Source organism: Acidovorax sp. Q11, from assembly GCF_054950075.1.
The window spans coordinates 61,610-82,095 of the sequence record NZ_JBUDZG010000002.1 but is presented as its reverse complement, the minus strand read 5'-3'; the positions used below and the strand labels follow the sequence as shown (position 1 = coordinate 82,095).

At 66.5% G+C, this 20,486-nt stretch carries 21 protein-coding genes; 6 read left to right on the top strand and 15 right to left on the bottom strand.

The annotated features are described in order from the left end of the window. The first annotated feature begins 39 nt into the window (after nucleotides 1–39). The 3 genes from ACYZGB_RS02795 (at nucleotide 40) to ACYZGB_RS02785 (ending at nucleotide 3,259) form a co-directional block, all read left to right on the top strand. The gene (locus ACYZGB_RS02795; protein ID WP_462386685.1) at nucleotides 40–813 is read left to right on the top strand and encodes an SDR family NAD(P)-dependent oxidoreductase; all 774 of its coding nucleotides are present in this window, start codon (nucleotides 40–42) and stop codon (nucleotides 811–813) included. Between the two features lie 92 nt (nucleotides 814–905). Beyond that, nucleotides 906–2,090 (top strand): beta-ketothiolase BktB, encoded by a 1,185-nt coding sequence (bktB, locus tag ACYZGB_RS02790; RefSeq protein WP_462386684.1) that lies wholly within the window; start codon nucleotides 906–908, stop codon nucleotides 2,088–2,090. A gap of 185 nt (nucleotides 2,091–2,275) precedes the next feature. Continuing rightward, nucleotides 2,276–3,259, top strand: a complete 984-nt coding sequence (locus tag ACYZGB_RS02785; RefSeq protein WP_462386683.1) for a Bug family tripartite tricarboxylate transporter substrate binding protein — start codon at nucleotides 2,276–2,278, stop codon at nucleotides 3,257–3,259. Between the two features lie 194 nt (nucleotides 3,260–3,453). On the opposite strand, the gene ACYZGB_RS02780 is transcribed toward ACYZGB_RS02785, so the two are convergent. The 11 genes from ACYZGB_RS02780 to ACYZGB_RS02730 all read right to left on the bottom strand — a co-directional run bounded on the left by ACYZGB_RS02780 (nucleotide 3,454) and on the right by ACYZGB_RS02730 (nucleotide 11,643). Further along, complete coding sequence (locus tag ACYZGB_RS02780) at nucleotides 3,454–3,891, bottom strand: universal stress protein (RefSeq protein WP_462386682.1); 438 nt, start codon at nucleotides 3,889–3,891, stop codon at nucleotides 3,454–3,456. 121 nt (nucleotides 3,892–4,012) lie between these two features. Further along, nucleotides 4,013–4,789: a 2OG-Fe dioxygenase family protein gene (locus tag ACYZGB_RS02775; RefSeq protein WP_462386681.1), complete on the bottom strand. Its 777-nt coding sequence runs from the start codon at nucleotides 4,787–4,789 to the stop codon at nucleotides 4,013–4,015. 125 nt (nucleotides 4,790–4,914) lie between these two features. Continuing rightward, the gene (locus tag ACYZGB_RS02770) at nucleotides 4,915–5,442 is read right to left on the bottom strand and encodes a hypothetical protein (RefSeq protein WP_462386680.1); all 528 of its coding nucleotides are present in this window, start codon (nucleotides 5,440–5,442) and stop codon (nucleotides 4,915–4,917) included. A 226-nt stretch (nucleotides 5,443–5,668) separates the two neighbouring features. Next, on the bottom strand, nucleotides 5,669–6,274 hold the full coding sequence (locus tag ACYZGB_RS02765) for a DUF1569 domain-containing protein (protein ID WP_462386679.1): 606 nt from the start codon (nucleotides 6,272–6,274) through the stop codon (nucleotides 5,669–5,671). 185 nt (nucleotides 6,275–6,459) lie between these two features. Then, nucleotides 6,460–6,627, bottom strand: a complete 168-nt coding sequence (locus ACYZGB_RS02760; protein WP_462386678.1) for a hypothetical protein — start codon at nucleotides 6,625–6,627, stop codon at nucleotides 6,460–6,462. Nucleotides 6,628–6,766: 139 nt separating this feature from the next. Next, on the bottom strand, nucleotides 6,767–7,666 hold the full coding sequence (locus ACYZGB_RS02755; RefSeq protein WP_462386677.1) for a GGDEF domain-containing protein: 900 nt from the start codon (nucleotides 7,664–7,666) through the stop codon (nucleotides 6,767–6,769). A gap of 139 nt (nucleotides 7,667–7,805) precedes the next feature. Further along, nucleotides 7,806–9,062, bottom strand: coding sequence for a hypothetical protein (locus tag ACYZGB_RS02750; RefSeq protein WP_462386676.1), 1,257 nt, complete (start codon nucleotides 9,060–9,062; stop codon nucleotides 7,806–7,808). After that, complete coding sequence (locus ACYZGB_RS02745) at nucleotides 9,062–9,823, bottom strand: hypothetical protein (RefSeq protein WP_462386675.1); 762 nt, start codon at nucleotides 9,821–9,823, stop codon at nucleotides 9,062–9,064. The genes ACYZGB_RS02750 and ACYZGB_RS02745 overlap by 1 nt, the downstream gene beginning before the upstream one ends. Nucleotides 9,824–9,988: 165 nt before the next feature. Beyond that, complete coding sequence (locus ACYZGB_RS02740; RefSeq protein ID WP_462386674.1) at nucleotides 9,989–10,564, bottom strand: hypothetical protein; 576 nt, start codon at nucleotides 10,562–10,564, stop codon at nucleotides 9,989–9,991. 8 nt (nucleotides 10,565–10,572) lie between these two features. Then, the gene (locus ACYZGB_RS02735) at nucleotides 10,573–10,860 is read right to left on the bottom strand and encodes a DnaJ domain-containing protein (RefSeq protein ID WP_063460432.1); all 288 of its coding nucleotides are present in this window, start codon (nucleotides 10,858–10,860) and stop codon (nucleotides 10,573–10,575) included. A 69-nt stretch (nucleotides 10,861–10,929) separates the two neighbouring features. Continuing rightward, nucleotides 10,930–11,643, bottom strand: coding sequence for a YebC/PmpR family DNA-binding transcriptional regulator (locus ACYZGB_RS02730; RefSeq protein ID WP_462386673.1), 714 nt, complete (start codon nucleotides 11,641–11,643; stop codon nucleotides 10,930–10,932). A 210-nt stretch (nucleotides 11,644–11,853) separates the two neighbouring features. Between ACYZGB_RS02730 and ACYZGB_RS02725 the strand changes: the two genes are divergently transcribed. Next, entirely contained in the window at nucleotides 11,854–13,083 is a 1,230-nt protein-coding gene (locus ACYZGB_RS02725; protein ID WP_462386672.1) for a nucleoside recognition domain-containing protein, read from the top strand. 300 nt (nucleotides 13,084–13,383) lie between these two features. Continuing rightward, complete coding sequence (locus ACYZGB_RS02720; RefSeq protein ID WP_462386671.1) at nucleotides 13,384–15,666, top strand: EAL domain-containing protein; 2,283 nt, start codon at nucleotides 13,384–13,386, stop codon at nucleotides 15,664–15,666. 179 nt (nucleotides 15,667–15,845) lie between these two features. On the opposite strand, the gene ACYZGB_RS02715 is transcribed toward ACYZGB_RS02720, so the two are convergent. The 3 genes from ACYZGB_RS02715 to ACYZGB_RS02705 all read right to left on the bottom strand — a co-directional run bounded on the left by ACYZGB_RS02715 (nucleotide 15,846) and on the right by ACYZGB_RS02705 (nucleotide 18,119). Further along, complete coding sequence (locus ACYZGB_RS02715) at nucleotides 15,846–16,664, bottom strand: ZIP family metal transporter (RefSeq protein WP_462386846.1); 819 nt, start codon at nucleotides 16,662–16,664, stop codon at nucleotides 15,846–15,848. A 199-nt stretch (nucleotides 16,665–16,863) separates the two neighbouring features. After that, nucleotides 16,864–17,487 carry a superoxide dismutase gene (locus ACYZGB_RS02710; RefSeq protein WP_462386670.1) on the bottom strand — a complete coding sequence of 208 codons (624 nt, stop codon included), beginning with the start codon at nucleotides 17,485–17,487 and terminating at the stop codon, nucleotides 16,864–16,866. Between the two features lie 125 nt (nucleotides 17,488–17,612). Continuing rightward, nucleotides 17,613–18,119, bottom strand: a complete 507-nt coding sequence (locus tag ACYZGB_RS02705; protein WP_462386669.1) for a hypothetical protein — start codon at nucleotides 18,117–18,119, stop codon at nucleotides 17,613–17,615. A gap of 594 nt (nucleotides 18,120–18,713) precedes the next feature. Between ACYZGB_RS02705 and ACYZGB_RS02700 the strand changes: the two genes are divergently transcribed. Next, the gene (locus ACYZGB_RS02700) at nucleotides 18,714–19,028 is read left to right on the top strand and encodes a DUF2059 domain-containing protein (RefSeq protein WP_462386668.1); all 315 of its coding nucleotides are present in this window, start codon (nucleotides 18,714–18,716) and stop codon (nucleotides 19,026–19,028) included. Nucleotides 19,029–19,127: 99 nt separating this feature from the next. Here the strand turns inward: ACYZGB_RS02700 and ACYZGB_RS02695 are convergent, their stop codons facing one another. After that, complete coding sequence (locus ACYZGB_RS02695; RefSeq protein ID WP_462386667.1) at nucleotides 19,128–20,462, bottom strand: protein kinase domain-containing protein; 1,335 nt, start codon at nucleotides 20,460–20,462, stop codon at nucleotides 19,128–19,130. Between the last annotated feature and the right edge of the window lie 24 nt (nucleotides 20,463–20,486).

Below are 20,486 nucleotides of genomic sequence, written 5' to 3'. Positions count from 1 at the left end.
TGCGGCCCTGCGCTGCGTACTGCGCAGTAACATGGCGGGATGCCTCATACCCACCTCACCATCCTCACCGGCGCCTCGCGCGGCATGGGCCTGGCCATGGCCCAGCAGTTGCTCAAAAGCGGCAACACCCTGATCTGTATTGCCCGCAGCACCAACCCCGACCTGGCCGCCGAGGCCAAGGCCACAGGCGCCACGCTTGAGCAGTGGCAGCAAGACCTGTCGCAAGGCGAGCAGGCTGCGCACCAGTTGCAGGCCTGGCTGCAAGCCCAGGGCCCGCAGGCGTTTGCCAGCGCCACGCTCATCAACAACGCGGGCGTGATCCCGCGCATTGCGCCGCTGTCCGCCAGCGCCAACCCGCATGATCTGGCCGACTTGGCCCATGCGCTGCGTGTGGGGCTAGAGGCCCCCATGCAGCTCACCGCCGCCTTCCTGGGCGCAACGGACGGCTGGACGGTGCCGCGCAAGGTGCTCAACATCTCCTCGGGCCTGGGCCGCCGGGCCATGGCGTCACAAGCCGCCTACTGCGCGGCCAAGGCGGGCATGGACCATTTCACACGCTGCGTGGCACTGGATGAGGCCCTCAAGCCGCATGGCGCCAAGGTATGCTCGCTGGCGCCCGGTGTGATCGACACCGACATGCAGGTCCAGCTGCGCGGCGCCGACCCGGCCGCCTTCCCGGATCGCCAGAATTTCGCCAACCTCAAGACGGGTGGCCAGCTCACATCGCCTGCCGACGCCGCCACCCGCGTGCTCGCCTGGCTGGAGCGCGCAGACTTCGGCACCAACCCGGTGGCCGATGTGCGCGAGGCGTGAGCCCATTACTCCTGTTTTCATAGCTGAAAAAGCATGATGGACGCGCGCAAGCGGCCATTTTTATTCATATTCTTCTCTACAAGGACCTCCCCATGACCCGTGAAGTCGTCGTCGTCAGCGCTGTGCGCACCGCCATTGGCACCTTTGGTGGCAGCCTCAAGGACATCGCCCCCACCGACCTGGGCGCGCTGGTCGTCAAGGAATCGCTGGCGCGCGCCAGCGTGGAAGGCAAGGATGTGGGCCATGTGGTGTTCGGCCACGTGGTGAACACCGAGCCCAAGGACATGTACCTGTCGCGCGTGGCAGCCATCAACGGCGGCTGCGGCGAGGGCACGCCCGCATTCAACGTGAACCGCCTGTGCGGCTCGGGCCTGCAGGCCATCGTGTCGGCGGCGCAGGCCATCCAGCTGGGCGACACCGACGTGACCATTGGCGCGGGCGCCGAGGTGATGAGCCGCGCGCCCTTTGCCAGCCTGAACATGCGCTGGGGCGCCCGCATGGGCGACACCAAGATGGTGGACATGATGATCGGCGCGCTGCACGACCCCTTCCACACCATCCACATGGGTGTGACGGCCGAGAACATCGCCGCCAAGTGGGGCATCACGCGCGAAGACCAGGACAAGCTGGCCGTCGAGAGCCACAACCGCGCCGAACGCGCCACGCAGGCAGGCCTGTTCAAGGACCAGATCGTGCCCGTCACCCTCAAGAGCAAAAAGGGCGATGTGCAATACGCCACCGATGAGCACTTCCGCCCCGGCGCCACACTGGAGGACATGGCCAAGCTCAAGCCCGTGTTCGTGAAGGAAAACGGCACGGTCACGGCCGGCAATGCCTCGGGCATCAACGACGCGGCCGCCGCCGTGGTGCTGATGGAAGCCGGTGCCGCCAAGGCCCGTGGTGCCAAGCCCCTGGCCCGCCTGGTGGCCTACGCCCACGCGGGTGTGGACCCCAAGTACATGGGCATCGGCCCCGTGCCCGCCACGCAGCTGGCGCTGAAGAAGGCGGGCCTCACCGTGGCCGACCTGGACGTGATCGAAGCCAACGAGGCCTTCGCCGCCCAGGCCTGTGCAGTGACCAAGGACCTGGGCCTGGACCCGGCCAAGGTCAACCCCAACGGCTCGGGCATCTCGCTGGGCCACCCCATCGGCGCCACGGGTGCGCTGATCACCGTGAAGGCCATCCACGAACTGCAGCGCGTGCAAGGCCGCTACGCACTGGTGACCATGTGCATCGGCGGCGGCCAGGGCATTGCGGCGATTTTTGAGCGCATGTAACCGCATGAACTGCCAGCGGGTGCGCAGGCCGCCATCGCCAGCGGCGATGCTGCCACCCGCTATTGGCAAGGCGGGTGCCGCAGATGATCAGCGATCATTGGCGCCCGCTGACCCAGATCAGCCGGGTTCCCCCGTCCCCAAGGGGCGACCCGCACACCCCTGAACCGACGGAGACATTGCTCACCATGATTCGCACCCTGCTTTCCTTCACCGCCCTCGCCTTTGCCCTGGGCACCACGGCCCACGCCCAGACGCCCGCACCGGCTGCGGCCTACCCCACCAAACCCATCCGCCTGATCGTGCCCTTCCCGCCCGGCGGCGGCACCGACATCCTCTCGCGCATGGTGGCCACCAAGCTCACCGACAGCGCCAAGTGGACCGTGGTGGCTGACAACAAGGCGGGCGCGGGCGGCACCATCGGCATCGGCGAAGCCGTGAAGGCCGCACCCACCGGCTACGACATCGTGATGGGCCAGAAGGACAACCTAGTGATCGGCCCCTGGCTGTACAAGAACCTGCCCTGGGACCCGACCAAAGACCTGACGCCCGTGGCCCATGTGGCCTGGACGCCCGTGGTCATCGCCACCAGCGTCAACTCCAAGTACAAGACCCTGGCCGATGTGGTGGCCGCCGCCAAGGCTGCGCCTGGCACCATCACCTATGGCTCGCCCGGCAACGGCACCTCCATCCACCTGGCAGGCCACCTGTTCGAGCAGGCGGCGGGCGCCAAGCTCAGCCACATTCCCTACAAGGGCTCCAACCCCGCGCTGATGGACGCACTGGCGGGCAATGTGGACCTGCTGGTGTCGTCGCTGCCTTCGGCGATGGGCCAGATCAAGGCGGGCAAGCTGCGCCCGCTGGCCGTGACCTCGGCCAAGCGCAGCTCCTCGCTGCCCGATGTGCCCACGGTGGCCGAGTCCGGCTTCAAGGACTTTGACGTGAGCACCTGGTACGGCGTGTTCGCCCCCGCAGGCACGCCTGCCCCTGTGGTGGCCACGCTGAACGCCGAGATCAACAAGCTGCTGGCCACGGCCGACATGAAGGCCGCCATCCAGGCCCAGGGTGCCGAACCCGAGGCCATGACATCGGCCCAGCTGGGTGCCCTCCTGAAGAAGGAATACACGCAGTGGAAGGGCATCGTGGAAGCCTCTGGAGCGAAGATAGAGTGACCCCCTGAGGCGCTTCGCGCCTTCCCCCTGAAGGGGGACGCACCCAGTGGCCTGGCAAAGCCAGTTCCACGGGTGCACTGGCCTGGAGGCGTGCCAGTTTTCATCGCTGCGGCGATGCCTGGCGCCATCAAGAACCGCAGCAAAAACGGCTCCCTTGGGAGCCGTTTTTCATGGGCGATGCTGCTGTGCAGCGATCAGTCGCGCACGACCAGCACGGGGATGTGCACCACACCCAGCACGCGCTGCGTGACGCTGCCCAGCACCAGCTTTTCGAGGCCGCGGCGGCCGTGCGAGCCCATCACGATGAGGTCGGCGCCCGAAGCTTCGAGTGCGCGCAGGATGCCGTCATGCACGGCATGGCCCTCGCCCACCAGGGCGTTGGCCTGCACGCCTGCTTCGGCCATGGCCTTTTTGGTCGCATCGAGCGCGGCATTGGCTTCGGCCGTGGCCGCGTTGATGTACTGCGCCTGGCCGTAGGCAAAGTCGGCACCCACGCCTGTAAAGGGATAGGGATCGACGACATATACCGCCGTCACGGCGCTGCCAAAGGTCTTGGCCAGGGCTGCGGCCTTGGACACGGCCAGCATCGAGGTCTTGGAGCCATCGACGGGAACCAGAATGTGCTTGAACATGGTGCTACTCCTTGAATGAAGGGGGGGACCAGGCTTGTGGCCTGACCATGGACGACAGTGTGAACCGCCACCATACCCTGCATCTTGATTCGCATCAAATCGGGCGCACTCGCCCCCATTTTCAGGCGGCCGGGCCTTGCCCCACCACATCGGCCCCCTGGAAGTTGCCGCGCCGGCAGGTCACCACCAGCGTGTCGCGGTGGCCACCCGCAGCCAGGGGTTGAATGGGGGTGGATTCGTGGATCATGCGCGCATCATCCAACAGCAGCAGCGACCAGGGCTCGGTGAGCGTGAAGCGCTGGCCGCTGGGGCCCGTGGCCTCGAACACGCGGGTCTCGCCGCCTTTCACGCCTTCGCGGCCTACCAGGAACACTGCCACCAGGTCCACGCCGTCGCGGTGCGCGCCCTCGGGCGTGGGGCGGCCAATGCCGTCGGTGGTGTCGATGCGGAACTGGTGCGCTTCCACGAACCAGGGTGCGGGGGCGTCCGGCCCGGCAAACACGGCGTCCGACACGCCCGCCAGCGCTGCCAGCAATTGCTGCCACACGGGACGTGCCACGGTGGCGGGCTCCATGGGTGCAAACCAGCGCTCCATGCCGCCATGCAGCGCGTTGTATTCCACCGGCTGCCAGTGCGCGCGGTGGGGCGCCTGCTGCACCTGCCCGCCCTGCACCACAAAACAGGCATGGCGGCGGCGGCGGTAGCGGCCACCGTCTTTCAGAAACTCATCGGGTGGCAGCGCGGCCCAGTCGCTGTTGAGGGCCATCAGCGCGGGCAGATCGCAACCGATCCACTCGGCCACGGCTGCCGGGGACAACACGGCAAAACCGCCCTGGCGCAGTTGGCTGGCGACTTCGGAAGGGGGGGCGAACGGAGGGGAAAAGGTGACTTGGGCCATAGGAGCCCGAGCTTAACCGCTGGCGCAAGCCCGCGATCTGCGGTGGCGCAAGGAGAGGACGGGAGCGGGCGGAGCACCCGCCGCGCGCAACCGCTCCGGCCCATCCATCCGGCTGCTCAGGCCGCTCAGTCCCGGTGGCCGTGGCCCTTGCCACGGCCTTCGCCCCGCTCACCCCGGTCATCGCCCCGCCCATGGCCTCGACCGTGGTCACGGTCATGTTTGCCGCCGCCGTGGCGGTGGTCGTCGTCCCAGCGGCGGTCATCGCGCCCCGGGTGATGGTGGTGCTTGGGGCCCTTGCGCGGCGGGGGCTCCTGCACAAAGTACACGGGCTGGTTGCAGGCGTTGTAGCGGGCGCAGTGTTTGCCCCAGTTCTTGGCGTGGCCCGGGGGCACATACAGGTAGATCGGTGCGCGGGGCACCACCACGGCCGGGCGGTGGATGATGACGGGCTCGGCATAGATCAGGGGCGGTGGCGGCGCGTTGCCGATGTTGATGCGGCCATACACGCCCGGTGCCAGCTCGCCGCCCACAGTGGCGTTGATGTAGGTCTGGGCCTGCGCCCCGCCTGCGGCCGCCAGCAGCAGCGCGGCAGCAGCGCCACCAACCAGGCGGCGAAGGGTGGTGAAACTCGTGGAGATAGTTGTATTGGTCATGGGGAACTCCGTAAAGCAGGCCCTGCCGGGTGCACGCACTGCGCGCAAACCACCCAGTGTGCGGGGGCAGGGTGGCCGCGCTGATCGCGCAGCCTGCCATACCTTACCTCTTGGAGGGCCGCCGGAATGTCAGCCAATGGCGACAAATCCAGTCGAGCAGCAGTTTCTTAAGAAAACAGGCCTTTACCGCCCGTCCAGCAAGCGCAAATAGCTATCAAATAGATAGCTACACCACCACATCAAACGCCGACAGGTGGTTGGCCAGGTGCATGGCATGCGCCTGTTCGTACTGGGCCTTGTCGAGGGCGCCATAAGCGAAGTGGGGCAGCAAGGGGCCAGTGTGGGTAGCAAAGTCCTGCGCTGCCTTGCGCAGCCGTGCCAGGGCGGCCTGGGCCTCGGCCGCTGCGTCCAGCGCGGGGGCGCCGGGGATGGGTTCGGCCAGGTTGTGGCTCATGCGCCCGCGATGGGCAAACAGCGTGAAGGCCGCAGCGCCCAGCGTGTTCTGAAACAGGGCCGACTTGGGTGCCGGAAAGCCCTGCAGCGAATACTCGATGCTCTGCGCGCAGTGCACCAGCGTCTGCGACCAGTTCCAGGCCGTGGCGGGGGCCAGCGGGCCCACGGCAGCGCTGGCCAGGCGTTCCACCTCCTGCATGGCATCGGCCACGGTGGCAAAAACCAGTTGCCGGTCGTTCGCAGGCCGGTACAGCAGGTAGCCGCCCCCCGCCACCGCCCCCACGGTGGCCAGGCCTGCCCCCACACGCAGGAAGGCCCTGCAGGGCGGGGCCATCGGGCCGGTGGGAACGCGGCTACTTCGGGAGGGAATGGCTGCCATGGCGTGTGCTTGTCAATGACGTGGGGTGACCTCAGGGCCTGCAATTTCGCGGCAGGCCTATGGCGGGCACCTACAACGTACGCACCCCTGAAGGTCGGACAGCCGACATTGGGCTGCTGGACGACGCGCAAGCGTTTCTGTGCGCTGGCAGCTCAAGCTTGCGACAGATCCTGCAGCCGCTCCACTCAGGCCGCTGTCGCCACCACTGCAGGCGCGGTGGTGGCCGCTGCAGGGCCCGACAACTCCACCCGGTTGCAGCCGCGTTGTTTGGTCAGGTACATGGCCTCGTCGGCCCGCTGCAGCGCGGCGCCCGCCGAATCGCCTGGGCCACACAGGGCAATGCCGATGCTCACCGTGAGAGGGATGGACTACACACCCGCTGTGGCGGGGTGGGATTCGACCAGCAGCCGCAGGCGTTCGGCGACGGCGCGTGCGCCCTCTGCCCCGGCATTGGGCAAAAGATGGCGAACTCTTCGCCGCCCAGCCGGCCCATCACGTCCTCCTTGCGCAGGCAGCGCAGGGCCAGGGCCACAAATGGCGCAGCACATCGTCGCCCGCACGGTGGTCCCAGGTGTCGTTGATGGTCTTGAAGTGGTCCAGGTCCAGGTCCAGCACCAGCACGGGCACCGGCATGTGGGTGCGCTGGGCACTGCTCACGGCTTTGTCCAGCAGCGTAAGAAACGCGCGGCGGTTGAAGACGCTGGTGAGCGGGTCTACCTCGGCCAGGTGCCGCAGCTCGCTGGTGATGAATTCGTTGGCCAGCATCAGCGCGCCAAACCCCAGCAGCACAGCGGCCATGGTGGCCTCCAGCACCACAAACTGCGACACCTGCACCAGCACAAAAGTGCCTGATAACCCGGCTTGCGGCGCAGCTTCCAGCATGAACAAGGCGGGCCGCAGCAGCAGGAACAGGCCATGCAGGCCCAACACGCACGCCAGCAGGTAGCAGGCCGGCACGCGGTGCATGCCACCCGCGGCCAGCGTGCGCGCCGTGAGCAAATAGCAGACGCCCGCGCCCAACCCCACCAGCACAAAACGCATGCCCAGGTGCGGGTACACCACCGTGAACACCACCGACAAGGCCACCAGCGCCCCGATACCCAACACCGCATACAGGTGCGAAAACGGCCGCCGCCCCATGTAAGTGCGCCCGGCCAGCAGGCACAGATAGGCCCCCAGCGCCACAAACCCCTGCGAGATGACAACCCCCAGCACCTCGGGCAGCCAGCTGCGCGCCAGCAGGCTGACGGTAAAAATCGAGCTGCACAAAAAGGACAACATCCACAGGCGCAGGCCCGGGATGTTCTTGTTGAAATGCCACACGGCGTAGAGCACGGCGGTGACAAGCGCGGTCAAAAGCGCCGCAAGGATGGTGAGTGTGGGGCTGTGCACGGGAGGATGGGCGGGCGGGTGTCCCAAATGTTAACCGCGCCACCGTCGCGCCCTGCCCTGGGCCGATGCACCAGGCAAGGTTGCTTGACCTGGGTTAAGGCCCAGGTCAAGACCCTCGATCAAGAACCTTGGGGGCTGGCTACCCCACCACATTGCACTCGCGGCGCAGCAGCGCCAGCGCGTCGTGCATCTGGTAGTCCATGTCGCTGAGCAAGGTTTTCTCGGCGTCCTGCACAAAGCTGGCCCACAGCGCCAGGTAGTCCTGCTGGTGCACCCCGGGCGCATGGGCGCGGATGAAGTCGGCCGCCAGCGCAGGCTGCAGGCCGGACTTGCGCGCCTTGCGCACCAGGCTGGCGGCGGTTTTCTCGGTCAGCAAGGTTTTCTTGGGCACACCGGCCGCCAGGCACAGGAACAGCGTGAGCAGCGAATGTTCGTCGTCGTTGCCGTCGGTGGTCTTGAGCCAGGTCTTGCTGGCGGGCTGTGGGGGTTCGGCGTCGTCTTCCAGCGCGTCCAGGCTGTGGTGCAGGGCCTCCACCTCGGCCAGCGGGTCGTCCAGCAGGAAGTAGCGCGCACGAAATGCCGCCATGGGCCGCAGCAGGGTGCGCAGCGGCGTGGTGGACTGCAGCAGCTTGGGCAAGTCGGCCAGCACGGCGCTGCAGTGCGCCGCCACGGCATCGTGCAGCGGCTGGGGCAGCCCGGGCGGCAGGCGCAGTGCCGTGGGCACGGGCAGCTTTTTCTTGCGCAGGCCCGTCACCAGCTTTTCAAACGCCGGTGCACTGGGCCATTCACCCGCCGCCATGGCCTGTGGGGCCAGGGCCTGCATCAGCAGGCCTGTGCGGATGACGGCCTCGGCGTCGGCCCCGGCGGACTCCAGCTCGTCGGTGTCCAGGTCGTACTGCGCCGCCAGCCACTCGGCGGCGGCGATGGCCTGGGCAATCTGGCTGCGCCGGGCCAGCTCGGCACGGTAGTCGGCATGGCTGCGCAGCGACCAGGCAGCCAGCAGCGGCGTTTCGGCATCGGCATACCCGGCCATGCCGAAGTTGCTGCTCTCGGGCATGGCGATCAGGCGCTTGAGCATGTCCGAGCCGCCCTTGGAGCGCGACAAGAAGGAGTTGTCGCGCAACGAGACAGCCGCCTTGGCCAGGTCGCCGTCCGTGCTCTCCAGCAGGTACAGGCTGATGAGGTTGACCATGCGGTCGCGCGCTTTTTCCAGCTCGGGTCGCAAGAACTCGCTGCCAAAGTAGCGCGCAATCTGCACCATGCCCTTGGGCGCATCGGTGTTGATGGCCGCGAGCCGGTCCGCACCGAGGATGCCATGCTGCACGCCGTACACCAGCGCCTTTTCAAAGAAAGGGCGCGCATCGTGCAGTTGCAGTGCCGAGCTTTGGGACATCATCAGATCGCGGATTCTTCGTCAGACGCGCGCGCCGCCGGCGTGGCCTTGCCCCGGTCGGTCTCGCTGGTCTCGAACTTGCCGTCGTCTTCCTCGGCGGGGGCGTCGTCGCCCTCTTCCAGGCCCAGGTCAAAGGCGCGGGCCTTGGCGCGCAGCACCAGCAGCATCTCGATGAACAGGTCGCGACACTCATAGCGCAGCAGCCAGGCCATCTGCATCCAGTCGCGGTCGGCCACTTCGTCCTGGTCCACACGCGGCTGCACGTAGCCCGATGCCAGCAGCTCGTCGTCGCTCAGCGTGAGGCCGTAATCTTCGGTCGCGTCAAAAGTGCCGGTGCGGGCAAAGGCCTCCACGCGGCTCCACTTCTCGGCAAAGTAGTTGGCCAGGGCCTCGGCGCCACCTTCCAGGTCACCAATGGCGGTGAGGAACTCCACCGGGTCGGCATCGTCGCGGAAGACCACGGCGTTGACCATGTTGCGCAAATGCGTGTGGGTGAGGTCCTTGTACTGCTTCTCCAGCACCATGGCGCGCGCAAACTGCTCGGGCGTGACCAGCATGTTGACCACGGACGCCTTGGAGTCGTCGTACTCGCGCATCACGGCCAGGATGTCCTTGGGCGCGAGCTGGTCCAGCACCACCATCAGCGCGCCGTCGCCGTCGGTGTCGGCCAGCTCGGCCAGGGCCGATTCGGCACCCACGATGTCACCGGCCGCAATCAGGCTGGTGGTCTTGGTGATCAGGGCCAGGTGGTTGTGGTCACTCATGCATATTCCTTCTTGATTTTCCACATCGCCAGGCAACACGCGCAGTCCGATGAAACTGGCGTGGCCCAAGCCAGTGCACCCGTGGAGCTGGCTTTGCCAGGCCACCGGGTGCGTCCCCCTCCCGAAGGAGAGGGGGAAGGCGCTGAAGGCGACTCAGGGGGTGGTTCATTCTTTCCGCTCAAAGCCCACATCGGCCAGCCAGTTGGCACTGGACTCTTCGCGCGTGCGGCTGTTTTGCGGGTCCATCGCGTCGTCGGCGCTCAACGCGTTGTAGTCGTCATCGTGCTCGGCGGCGTCTTCACCGTCGTCCTCGGCATCGCTGTCGCCGTGCACCGCCGATGCAGGCGCCATGCGTGCGTGCTGCTGCAGGTATTCGAGCCCGGCGGCCACCGCCAGAAAACGCGCGCCCTGGGGTTCACGCAGCACGGTCTGCGCCAGGCTTTGCGCCCAGGGCTCCAGCGCCACGGCGTGGGTCAGGCTGTGCCAGTCGGGCAAGGCATCCACGGGTGAGCCCAGCAGTTGCTCGACAGCGGCAGGTTTGGTGAAGCGAAAGCCCCGGTGAAACACCACGGCCACCATCTCGGGGGCCAGCTCCATCATCTGCACCAGAAAGGCAATTTCGTTGCGCTTCTCTGCCAGGCGCTTGCGCAGCACATCGTTGCCTTCGGAGTCGGAGACCAGGTCATCCAGCTCGGCCTGGTAGGCGGAGCGCAGGTCATGAAAGTAGGGAGAAAGTTTCACAGAGGCGATCAGGAAGAAGAAAGAATGCGCGCCGAATAGGCCTGCCAGATCTCTTGCGCGGTCTGCAGCGGGTCGTCCAGCAGGTTGCGGCGGCGGTTGTCGTCGTAGGCCTGGCGTGCTTCGTCGTCGGAAAGCACCTCGTAGGCCTTTTGCACCTGGGCAAAACGCTGGGCGGCGTCGGGCGCGTCGTTGCGGTCGGGGTGGTAGAACGAAGCCTTCTGCCGAAAGGCCTTCTTGATGTCGGCCAGCGACGCATTGGCCGCCAGCCCGAGGGCGGCGTAGTGGTCTGCAGTCATTGAGAAGTGGGTGGTGTGAAAGCCGGTGGCGCAGGCCGCAGGGGCCTGCGGCCGGGCATCAACCGTGTATCAGCCGCCCAGGCTCACAAACACGTTCTGCACGTCATCGTTGCCGTCGATGGCCGCCAGGAAGGCTTCGACCTCTTCCAGCTGCTCGGCCGTGAGGTTGGCAGGGTTGACGGGGTTCTTAGGCTTGTAGCCAAGCTTGACCGACAGCACGTTGAAGCCATGGGCAGGCAACGCACGACTCACCAGGTCCAGTTCAGCCGGGTCGGTCCAAAAGGTGGTGGTGCCCTCTTCATCGCCTGGCTCGCAGTCTTGCGCGCCCGCTTCAATGGCGGCCTCTTCAGGGTCAGCGCCTGCCACGGCAGGCTCGGCTTCGATCATGCCGACGTGGTCGAAATCCCATGCCACCGAGCCCGAGGTGCCCAACTGGCCCTTGCGGAACAGCACGCGCATCTCAGGCGCCGTGCGTTTCACGTTGTCGGTCAGGCATTCGACCATCACGGCCACTTGGTGCGGTGCATAACCTTCGTAGATCACGCGCTCGTAGTTCACGGCATCGGCCCCGGTGCCCGAGCCCTTCTTGATGGCGCGCTCCAGCGTGTCCTTGGGCATCGAGGCCTTGCGGGCCTGCTCGACGACCAGGCGTAGGCGCGAGTTGCTGGCCGGGTCGGCACCGCCGCGTGCGGCCACGGTGATTTCCTTGACCAGCTTGCCAAACAGCTTGCCCTTGGCATCGGCAACCAGTGCCTTGCCCTTTGCTTTCCACTGCGCGCCCATGGGGGTTACCTTTGTGTGTGGGTTGGGGGGTGTTTGCCGTGGGTCGTCCCGCGCGGCAAAACCCTATAGTTTACCCGCTGCCCTGCCATCACCCCGTGCGGACAACCCTGGCGCTGTCGTGGCGGCGCAAAACGGGTTGCAACCCGCCCATCCCCCGCCGACCAGCGTGTAACCTCGGCAGCATCCCGCCCCAGCACCTCCATTCATCCCATGCTCAACACCCTGTGGCTCGGCTTCTTCCTGACGGCGGCGGTGGCCGCGCTGGCCCAGTGGCTGGTGGGAGGCAACGCCGAGATTTTTTCGGCCATGGTGCAGGCCCTGTTCCAGATGGCCAAGCTGTCGGTCGAGGTGATGGTGCTGCTGTTTGGCACGCTCACGCTGTGGCTGGGGTTCTTGCGCATCGCCGAGAAGGCGGGCCTTGTGGACGCCCTGGCGCGCTGGCTGGCGCCGCTGTTTGCCAAGCTCATGCCCGAGGTGCCGCGCGGCCACCCCTCGCTGGGGCTGATCACACTGAACTTTGCCGCCAACGCCCTGGGGCTGGACAACGCGGCCACGCCCATGGGGCTGAAGGCCATGAAGTCGCTGCAGGAGCTGAACCCGCAGCCTGACACTGCCACCAACGCGCAGATCCTGTTTCTGGTGCTCAACGCGTCCTCGCTCACGCTGCTGCCGGTCACCATCTTCATGTACCGCATGCAGCAGGGCGCGCCCGACCCGACGCTGGTCTTCCTCCCCATCCTGCTCGCCACCTCGGCATCCACCCTGGTGGGGCTGCTGAGCGTGGCCGTGGTGCAGCGCCTGCCACTGTGGAGCCCCGTGGTGCTGGCCTATCTGCTGCCCGTGGCGCTGGTGCTGGGCGGCTTCATGGCGCTGCTCACCACGCTCAGCGCCGCTGCCCTGGCCTCGCTGTCGTCGCTGCTGGGCAACCTCACGCTGTTTGCGCTGGTGGTGCTGTTTGTGGCCCTGGGCGCGTGGCGCAAGGTGCCGGTGTACGAAGCCTTCATCGACGGCGCGCGCGAAGGCTTTGACGTGGCCAAGGGCCTGCTGCCCTACCTGGTGGCCATGCTCTGCGCAGTGGGCGTGTTCCGCGCCTCGGGGGCGCTGGGCTATGTGCTGGATGGCATCCGCTGGTGCGTGACCGCGCTGGGCGCCGACGCCCGGTTTGTGGACGCGCTGCCCACCGCCCTGGTCAAACCGTTTTCAGGCAGCGCTGCACGCGCCATGCTGATCGAGACCATGCAGACCCAGGGCGTGGACAGCTTTGCCGCCCTGGCCGCCGCTGTCATCCAGGGCAGCACCGAAACCACCTTTTATGTGCTGGCCGTGTACTTCGGGGCCGTGGGCATTCAGCGTGCGCGGCACGCCGTGGGCTGCGCACTGCTGGCCGAGCTGGCGGGCGTGGTGGCCGCCATTGCCGTGTGCTACCAGTTCTTCGGATAAAAAATGGATTAAATCAGGCCCTTCCGCCCGTCCATCAAGCCAAAGTAGCTATAAATTTCGAAGCAAAATCCTGCCTTGGCTTGTTTGCGGGGGCGCACCAGCCACTCCTCAGGCTTGCCCCCACTGCCCGGCAACGACGCCCGAAGAGTTTTGTGAGCCGCTCTCAGTGGTTTCCACCATGCGGACCACCGAGGCGCTATCTATGCTCTGCCCACGGGCCTGCAAGCGGCGCCACGACAGCGATCCAGCACATCGTCCCTTGCGTCAGGACTCCCGGAAAGCGCCTTTCCAACACATTCCATGACCTTGCCGAACCACCCCACAGCGCCCCAAGAAGCCGAAGAGCGCCGACACGCCGAGGCCCTGCTCCAGCTGTGCAAACGCCTGGAGCGCGCCTGGACCTTGCCCGACGTACTGGAAGCCGTCAAACCCATGGGCGAAAGCGTTTTCGACTATCGCCATATCTGGCTGACCCTGGTCGACGATGCCTCGGGAATGCTGGATTTCCTCACCCACACCACCAGCGGCGTAGAGAGCGCCCTGAGCCGCCAGATACTGACCATGAAAATCCCCGTGAAGGGGGATGCACTGCTCGAAGAAATCATGCGAGCCACCCACGTTGTGGTGGTGGAAGACGCGCGAACCGACCCCCGCACCAACAAGGCCGTGGTGGCGAAACTACACAACCGCACCATCGTCAACGTTCCGCTGATCATGGCCGACCAGCGCCTGGGCGCACTGGGCATGGGCACCTATGGCGACGAAGAAGGCGTGCGGCCGCCCAAACCCTGGCAGATCGCATTGATGCAGGCCACCGCCGGGCACCTGGCCGTGGCACTGGACCGGGTGCGCTTCATGACCGCGCGGCGCGAGGCCGAAGAAGCGCTGGTGCACCAGAAAGAGCGCCTGCAGGTGACCCTGCAATCGATCAGTGATGCCGTGGTCACCACCGATCCTGCGGGGTTGGTGCTATACCTCAACCCCGCCGCCCAGGCGCTGACAGGCTGGCCACTGGCCGCCGCTTGCGGGCGCAGACACCAGGATGTGCTGGGCCTGGGCGCCGAGCCCGGCAACGACGCAGCCCCCGACCTGGTGGGCCTGGCGCTGGCACAGGGCAGCACCCAGTTTCATTCCAAGCTGCGGTCCACGCCGCAGGCGGGCACCCCGTTGCTCATGGACCTGTCGGCCTCTCCCCTGCTGCGCCCCGGCGGAGATGCCGACGGCGTAGTGCTGGTGTTTCGTGACGTGACCGAAGCCAGCCGGCTGAGCCGCGAAATGGAGTTCCAGGCCCTGCACGACACGCTCACCAGCCTGGGCAACCGCCGTGCATTCGAGAACCTGCTCACCCAGGCCTTTGCTGCCACGCGCAACGCCACAACCGCCCGCCACTGCGTGTGCTACCTCGACCTCGACAACTTCAAGGTGATCAACGACACCTGCGGCCATGCCGCAGGCGACGAGCTGCTGCGGCAGGTGGCGCGCCTGTTTCTGGCCCACCTGCAGCCCCAGGACCTGCTGTGCCGCCTGGGCGGCGACGAGTTCGGCATCCTGCTGTGGCAGCAGGATCTGCAGCAGGCCTTGCAGGTGGCAGAGCGCATGCAGCAGGAACTGGCCGCGTTCCGCTTTGTGTGGCGCGACCATGTGTTCAGCGTGAGCGTCAGCATCGGGGCGGTGATGCTCGACGCCTCTACGGAAAGTGTGGGGGCCCTGCTGCAGGCGGCCGACAGCGCCTGCTACGTGGCCAAGGACGGAGGCCGCAACCGCATCCATGTCTATGCCGAGAACGACCCGGCACTGGCACAACGCTATGGCGTGATGGAATGGGTCAGCCGCATCGAGGACGCACTGCAGCACGACCGGTTCGAGCTGTTCGGCCAGCCCATCATCCGCCTGGGCGCGGCCCCTGACAGCCAGCGCCGTGGCCTGCATTGCGAGATCCTGCTGCGCATGCGCACGGCCGATGGCCGCCTGGTTTCGCCCGGAGAGTTCATGCCCGCCGTGGAGCGCTACCAGCTGGCCGCCCGCGTGGACCGCTGGGTCATCAAAAAGGCCCTGGCATGGATGGCCGAACACCAGGAGGGGGTGGAGCTGTGCAGCATCAACCTCTCGGGCCAGTCGGTGGGCGACGCCGCCTTCCTGGGCCAGGTGCTGCAGGCCATGGACCAGACCCCGGTGCGCTGCGACCGCCTGTGTTTCGAGATCACCGAAACCGCCGCCATGGGCGACCTGGCAGCGGCCAACCGCTTCTTCCAGGCCCTGCGTGCGCGGGGCTGCCAGTTCGCGCTCGACGACTTTGGCAGCGGACTGTCGTCGTACGCCTACCTGCGCGAGCTGGCGGTGGACACGCTCAAGATCGACGGCCAGTTTGTGAAGAACATGGCCGACGACCCCGTGAGCTTTGCCATGGTGAAGTCCATCCACGAGATCGGCTGCCTGATGGGCAAGAAAACCGTGGCGGAGTTTGCCGAAAGCCAGGCCATCGTGGACCTGCTGACCGGCCTGGGTGTGCACTTTGCCCAGGGATACGCCCTGGGCCGCCCCGCCCCCATCGACGAATTGCTGCTGGAAACCGTGGCGCACTGAGCGCCTGCCATCGGACTCCTTCCACCGGCTTCCTTGCACCACCTCCCTGCCACCGGCCTCCTGGTGCCGGGCACGGCGCAGCAGCACCCATGCGCTCAGGGGCTGAAAATATCAAGCCAAAACAGGCCCTTGCGCGCGACCATCATGCCCTGAAAGCTATCAAATACATAGCAATTAACTCAACCCAGCGCTGTATCCAGCAGCATCATCACCACAAACCCCACCATCAGCCCGCCGGTGGCCCAGGCCTCGTGGCCCTTGCGGTGCGACTCGGGGATGATCTCGTGGCTGATCACAAACAGCATGGCCCCGGCCGCAAAACCCAGCCCCCAGGGCAACAGGCTGGCCGAGGCGCTGACAACAGCCGCCCCCAGCACGGCGCCCAGGGGCTCGACCAGGCCCGAGGCCATGCCCAGCCCCACCGCCAACGCGCGCCGGTAGCCCGCCGCCAGCAGCGCCATGGCCACCACCAGGCCCTCGGGCACGTCCTGGATGGCGATGCCGGTGGCCAGCGCGTTGGCCCGCAAAGGGTCGCCGCCCGCATGCGCCACACCAATGGCCAGCCCCTCGGGCAGGTTGTGCAGCGCAATCGCAAACACAAACAGCCAGGTGCGCTGCAGCGTGCGCGACGCCGGGGCGCCCTCCACGCCCTTGATGAAATGCTCGTGCGGCAGCAGGCGCTCCATCCATAGCAGCACCAGCGCCCCCAGCAAAATGGCCCCGCCCACCGTGGCGCCCGCACCCCAGGCGCCCGCCCCCGCCCCGCGCGCCGCGTGGAGGCCCGGGATGATCAGCGAGAACGCGCAGGCCGCCAGCATCACGCCCGCGCCAAAGCCAAACAGCGTGTCCTGCGCGCGCTCGGACAGCCGCTGGGACAACAGCACCGGCAGCGTGCCCAAAGCGGTGGCCAGCGCGGCCACCAAGCCGCCCCACCAAGCCGCCTCCACCGTGGGCTGGCTGGCAATCCACTGCCACGCCTGGGCAGCGGCGGCCACCATGCCCAGCAACACAATGCCCAGGCCCAGCCACTGCCGCCAGCGCAGTGCCACGGCGCGCCCTGCGGGCGGGGTCACACCTTCAGCGGTGAGCGCAGGGGATTCCAAGGCGGTGTCGGGCGAAGTGGGCGGCATCTGCATGGCGGCGGCTCCGGTGTGGGCAACAGGTGGGTCTAGGAACAGGAATCACTGTGCAAGGCGGTCACGCCCGCGCGAGCGCAAAGCGGCGGGCCACCTCAGCCCAGTCGATCACGTTGTAGAACGCCGCGATGTACTCGGGGCGGCGGTTCTGGTACTGCAGGTAATAGGCGTGTTCCCACACATCCAGCCCCAGGATGGGCGTGTTGCCCGACATCGCCCCCGCCATCAGCGGGCTGTCCTGGTTGCCCGTGCTCTCCACCACCAGCTGGCCCGCCGCGCCCACGCACAGCCAGGCCCATCCACTGCCAAACCGCGTGAGCGCCGCCTTGGTGAACGCATCCTTGAATGCGGCAAACCCGCCCAGGTCGGTGTCGATGGCACGCGCCAGCGCGCCCTCGGGTTGCCCGCCGCCCTGGGGCGACATCACGCGCCAGAACAGGCTGTGGTTGGCATGCCCGCCGCCGTTGTTGCGCACGGGGCCTTGCAGGTTCTCGGGCAACAGCACCAGCCGTGCCACCAGTTCGTCAATGGGCAGATCGGCATGGGGCGTGCCCTCCAGCGCGGCGTTCAGGTTGTTGATGTAGGCCTGGTGGTGTTTGGCGTGGTGGATCTCCATCGTGCGTGCGTCGATGTGCGGCTCCAGCGCGTCGTAGGCATAGGGCAAAGCAGGCAGCGTGTAAGGCATGGTTTTTTCGATCGGGTTGAGATGAGGAAGAAAGGAAAACATCCGGCGCGGGCGGCGCAGGCCGGTGCGGGGAGAAAGAGCAACAACGCCAGCCGGGCCACAACGGCGAGGTGGTCGCGTTGCTGTCAGGACGACCGCCCAACCAGCCCGCCCCCGGCAAGCGCCTGGGCAATGGCGGGATGGGGGCCATGGCTGCGCACATGGGCCAGCAAGGCAGCATGCGTTTCGCGCCCATGCTGCCACGCCGCCTGGCGCAGCGCGGCGCCACACCGGCCATCTGCCACCAGGCTCTGCAGCAGCCCGTGGGCCCGGCCCAGCAAGCGCGCCGCCGCATCGGGCTCGGCCGCCTGCACCTGCAGGTCAGCCACATTCAGGTGCGACACCACCAGAGCCGCAATGCAATCGTCCTCGCGCCCCGCCGGGGGCGTTTGCTGCACTAGGCGCAACGCCAGTGCCAGCGCCTGCTGCTCAAACGCCAGCGCCATGGCCATCTGGCCCATCTGCCCGGCGGCGCGAGCGCGCTGCATGGCGCGCTCCCACTGGGGCAAGGTGGCGGGGACTGGCGGCAAACCTGCAGAGGTGGCGGCGCAGTCAGGGGTGTGGGGGTGGGTGGGGGTGCCCATCAGGTCCATCGCAAAACTCCTGGAGGAGCCTTTTGCGGTGGACGGGGTGTGGCGTACTCAGGCGATTAAATGATAACGATTTGCATTTACAATGTCTACCAGGGATGGGAGATGCATACATGGGGCTTGTCGGATGAGCGCGCGAATTGGAGGACTGCAGAAGATCAAATTGACTCGCAATCCGGCTTACTCGCGCCTAAAAACTACCCGTGGAGAGGGCCCAGGCTCCGCCCGTTCGCAAGCTATAGTTTGCGCAGTTCAAGTTTGCCGGGTTTCACGGATTTTCTATATCTGGATGTTCAAGCGACTCTACGCTTGCGAACCCAGGCTACAAGCCGCCCTCAGGAGAAATCGATGTCCAGAGCATCCCCCACGATCCAGCTTGTCCCCAAAATTTTGCAGAGGACATCACGTTGGGCCACAGTAGTAAGCAGCATCCTGTTCGCCGTTGTCTTGGCACTTACAGCGGAGCTAGCCTTCTCGCAGGACGTTGGTCCGAGTGAACTGTCCGTCCGCCGCTACCTTCACGCGGTGCGCTATGCAGAAGGCTTTCGGGGTGGCGTCCGAATTGAGAAGGAGCGTGCGGGTAGAAGCACTCGATCCATGGAATTCATTCTGAACGCCAGTGACGCCACGCTTGAGGCGATAGTTGCCCGCGCGTACGTTAAGCGCCTGACCGAGTCGGAAGCACAAACGCTGGCCGAATTCTATGAATCGCCAACGGGCCGCTTTGTCACAGACTTCCAAAAGCGCCTCCCGCATTTGCCACGTACAACCATGTATCTCCCCCCCGAGCACGAAGGCCCATACAGGCGATTTCGAGATAGTCGTCTCGAATCGAAGATCGAAGCCATCTCAACGGATCGGGCGCTGTGGGATGACATCAGTCTTGAGATTCAAAGGGCTGTAAACAAATGAGTCCGTCCAACAGGTTGCTCGTCAAGAACGCGCAACGCTTACGTTGACTATCCGGGCTCGCAGCTGCCTCACCGCCTCCTGATTAAAGCCACTCAATCCTCACCCTCCTGCATCCCCCCCACCCGGCGCAGCCACCAGCTCCCACTCGGCCAGCTGCTCATTGGTCGCAATCAATCGCCCCACCAGCAGCTTGATAAAGGCCTTGTCAAAGCGAGACTGCAAATCCTCCGACGCCTCGCGCAGCGCGGGGTTGCGCACCTTGAGCACCAGCACCTCGGTTTCGGCCACGGCGGTGGCGGTGCGCATTTTGTTGTCGGGGCGCAGGTAGGTCATCTCGCCCAGGGTGACGCCGGGGCCCAGGGTGCTGAGGTTCCAGCCCTGGCGGCTGATGGCGATCTGGCCTTCGATGAGGATGCAGAACGAGTCGCCCGGCGTGTTCTCGCGCATGAGCACGGTGCCCTGCTCCAGGCGGCGCCAGCTCCCCAGGCGCATCAGCTCCCACAGGGCCACGTCGTGAAAGTCTGCAAAAAACGGCAGTGCGCGCAGGCGGGCAAAGCGTTCGGCCTCGGTGTCTTGCGAGCGCTGGCGGGGCAGGCCCCGGTGGGCGGCGAGCAGGGCCTGGGCAAAGTCGGGCCAGGTGGCAAAGCGGTCTGCGGGGTCTTTGGCCAGGGCGCGCAGCAGCACCTCGTCCACATGCGGCGGCAGCGCGGCGCGCAGCAGGCTGGGGGGCGTGGGGGCTTCGTGGCTGATCTTGTAGAGGGTGGCGAAGTCGGTGTCGCCGTCAAACGGGCGGCGGCCGGTGAGCAGCTCGTACACCACCACGGCCAGCGAGAACATGTCGCTGTGGTGCGTGAGGTCGTGTTCGCGCACCTGTTCGGGCGACATGTACGAGGGCGAGCCGACCAGGCCCGACAGCTGCGTGGCATCGCTGCGCAGCGACAGGGCGGCGCCAAAGTCGGTCAGCTTCACATCCCCGTCGCGCGCCAACATCAGGTTGGCGGGCTTGATGTCGCGGTGCACCAGGCCTTCGCGGCAGGCGTAGTCCAGCGCGTTGCAGCATTTGAAGGCGATGTCGAGCACCTGGGGCATGGGCAGCAGCACATCGGGCGTGGCAAAGGCCGACAGGGGCTGGCCGTCCACGTATTCGAGCACCAGGTACGGCGGCAGAGCCTCTTCGTCGGCGTCGAGCAGGCGCACGATGTTGGGGTGGCGCAGGCGGCCCGACAGCGCGGCCTCGTTGCGCAGCAGCTTGCGGTAGCGCTCGGCCTGCTCGGGCACTTTGAGCAGGTGGGCGTGGGTTTGCTTGATGGCGACCTTGCGGCCCCGGAAGCCGTCGAGCCCCAGGTAAACAATGCCACTGGCGCCCCGCCCCAGTTCGCGCTCGATGCGGTACTTGCCGATGTTGGCGGGCGGTGCAGAGGTGGCAGTGGCCATAGCGGGGCTCCCGGTGAGGGTGGG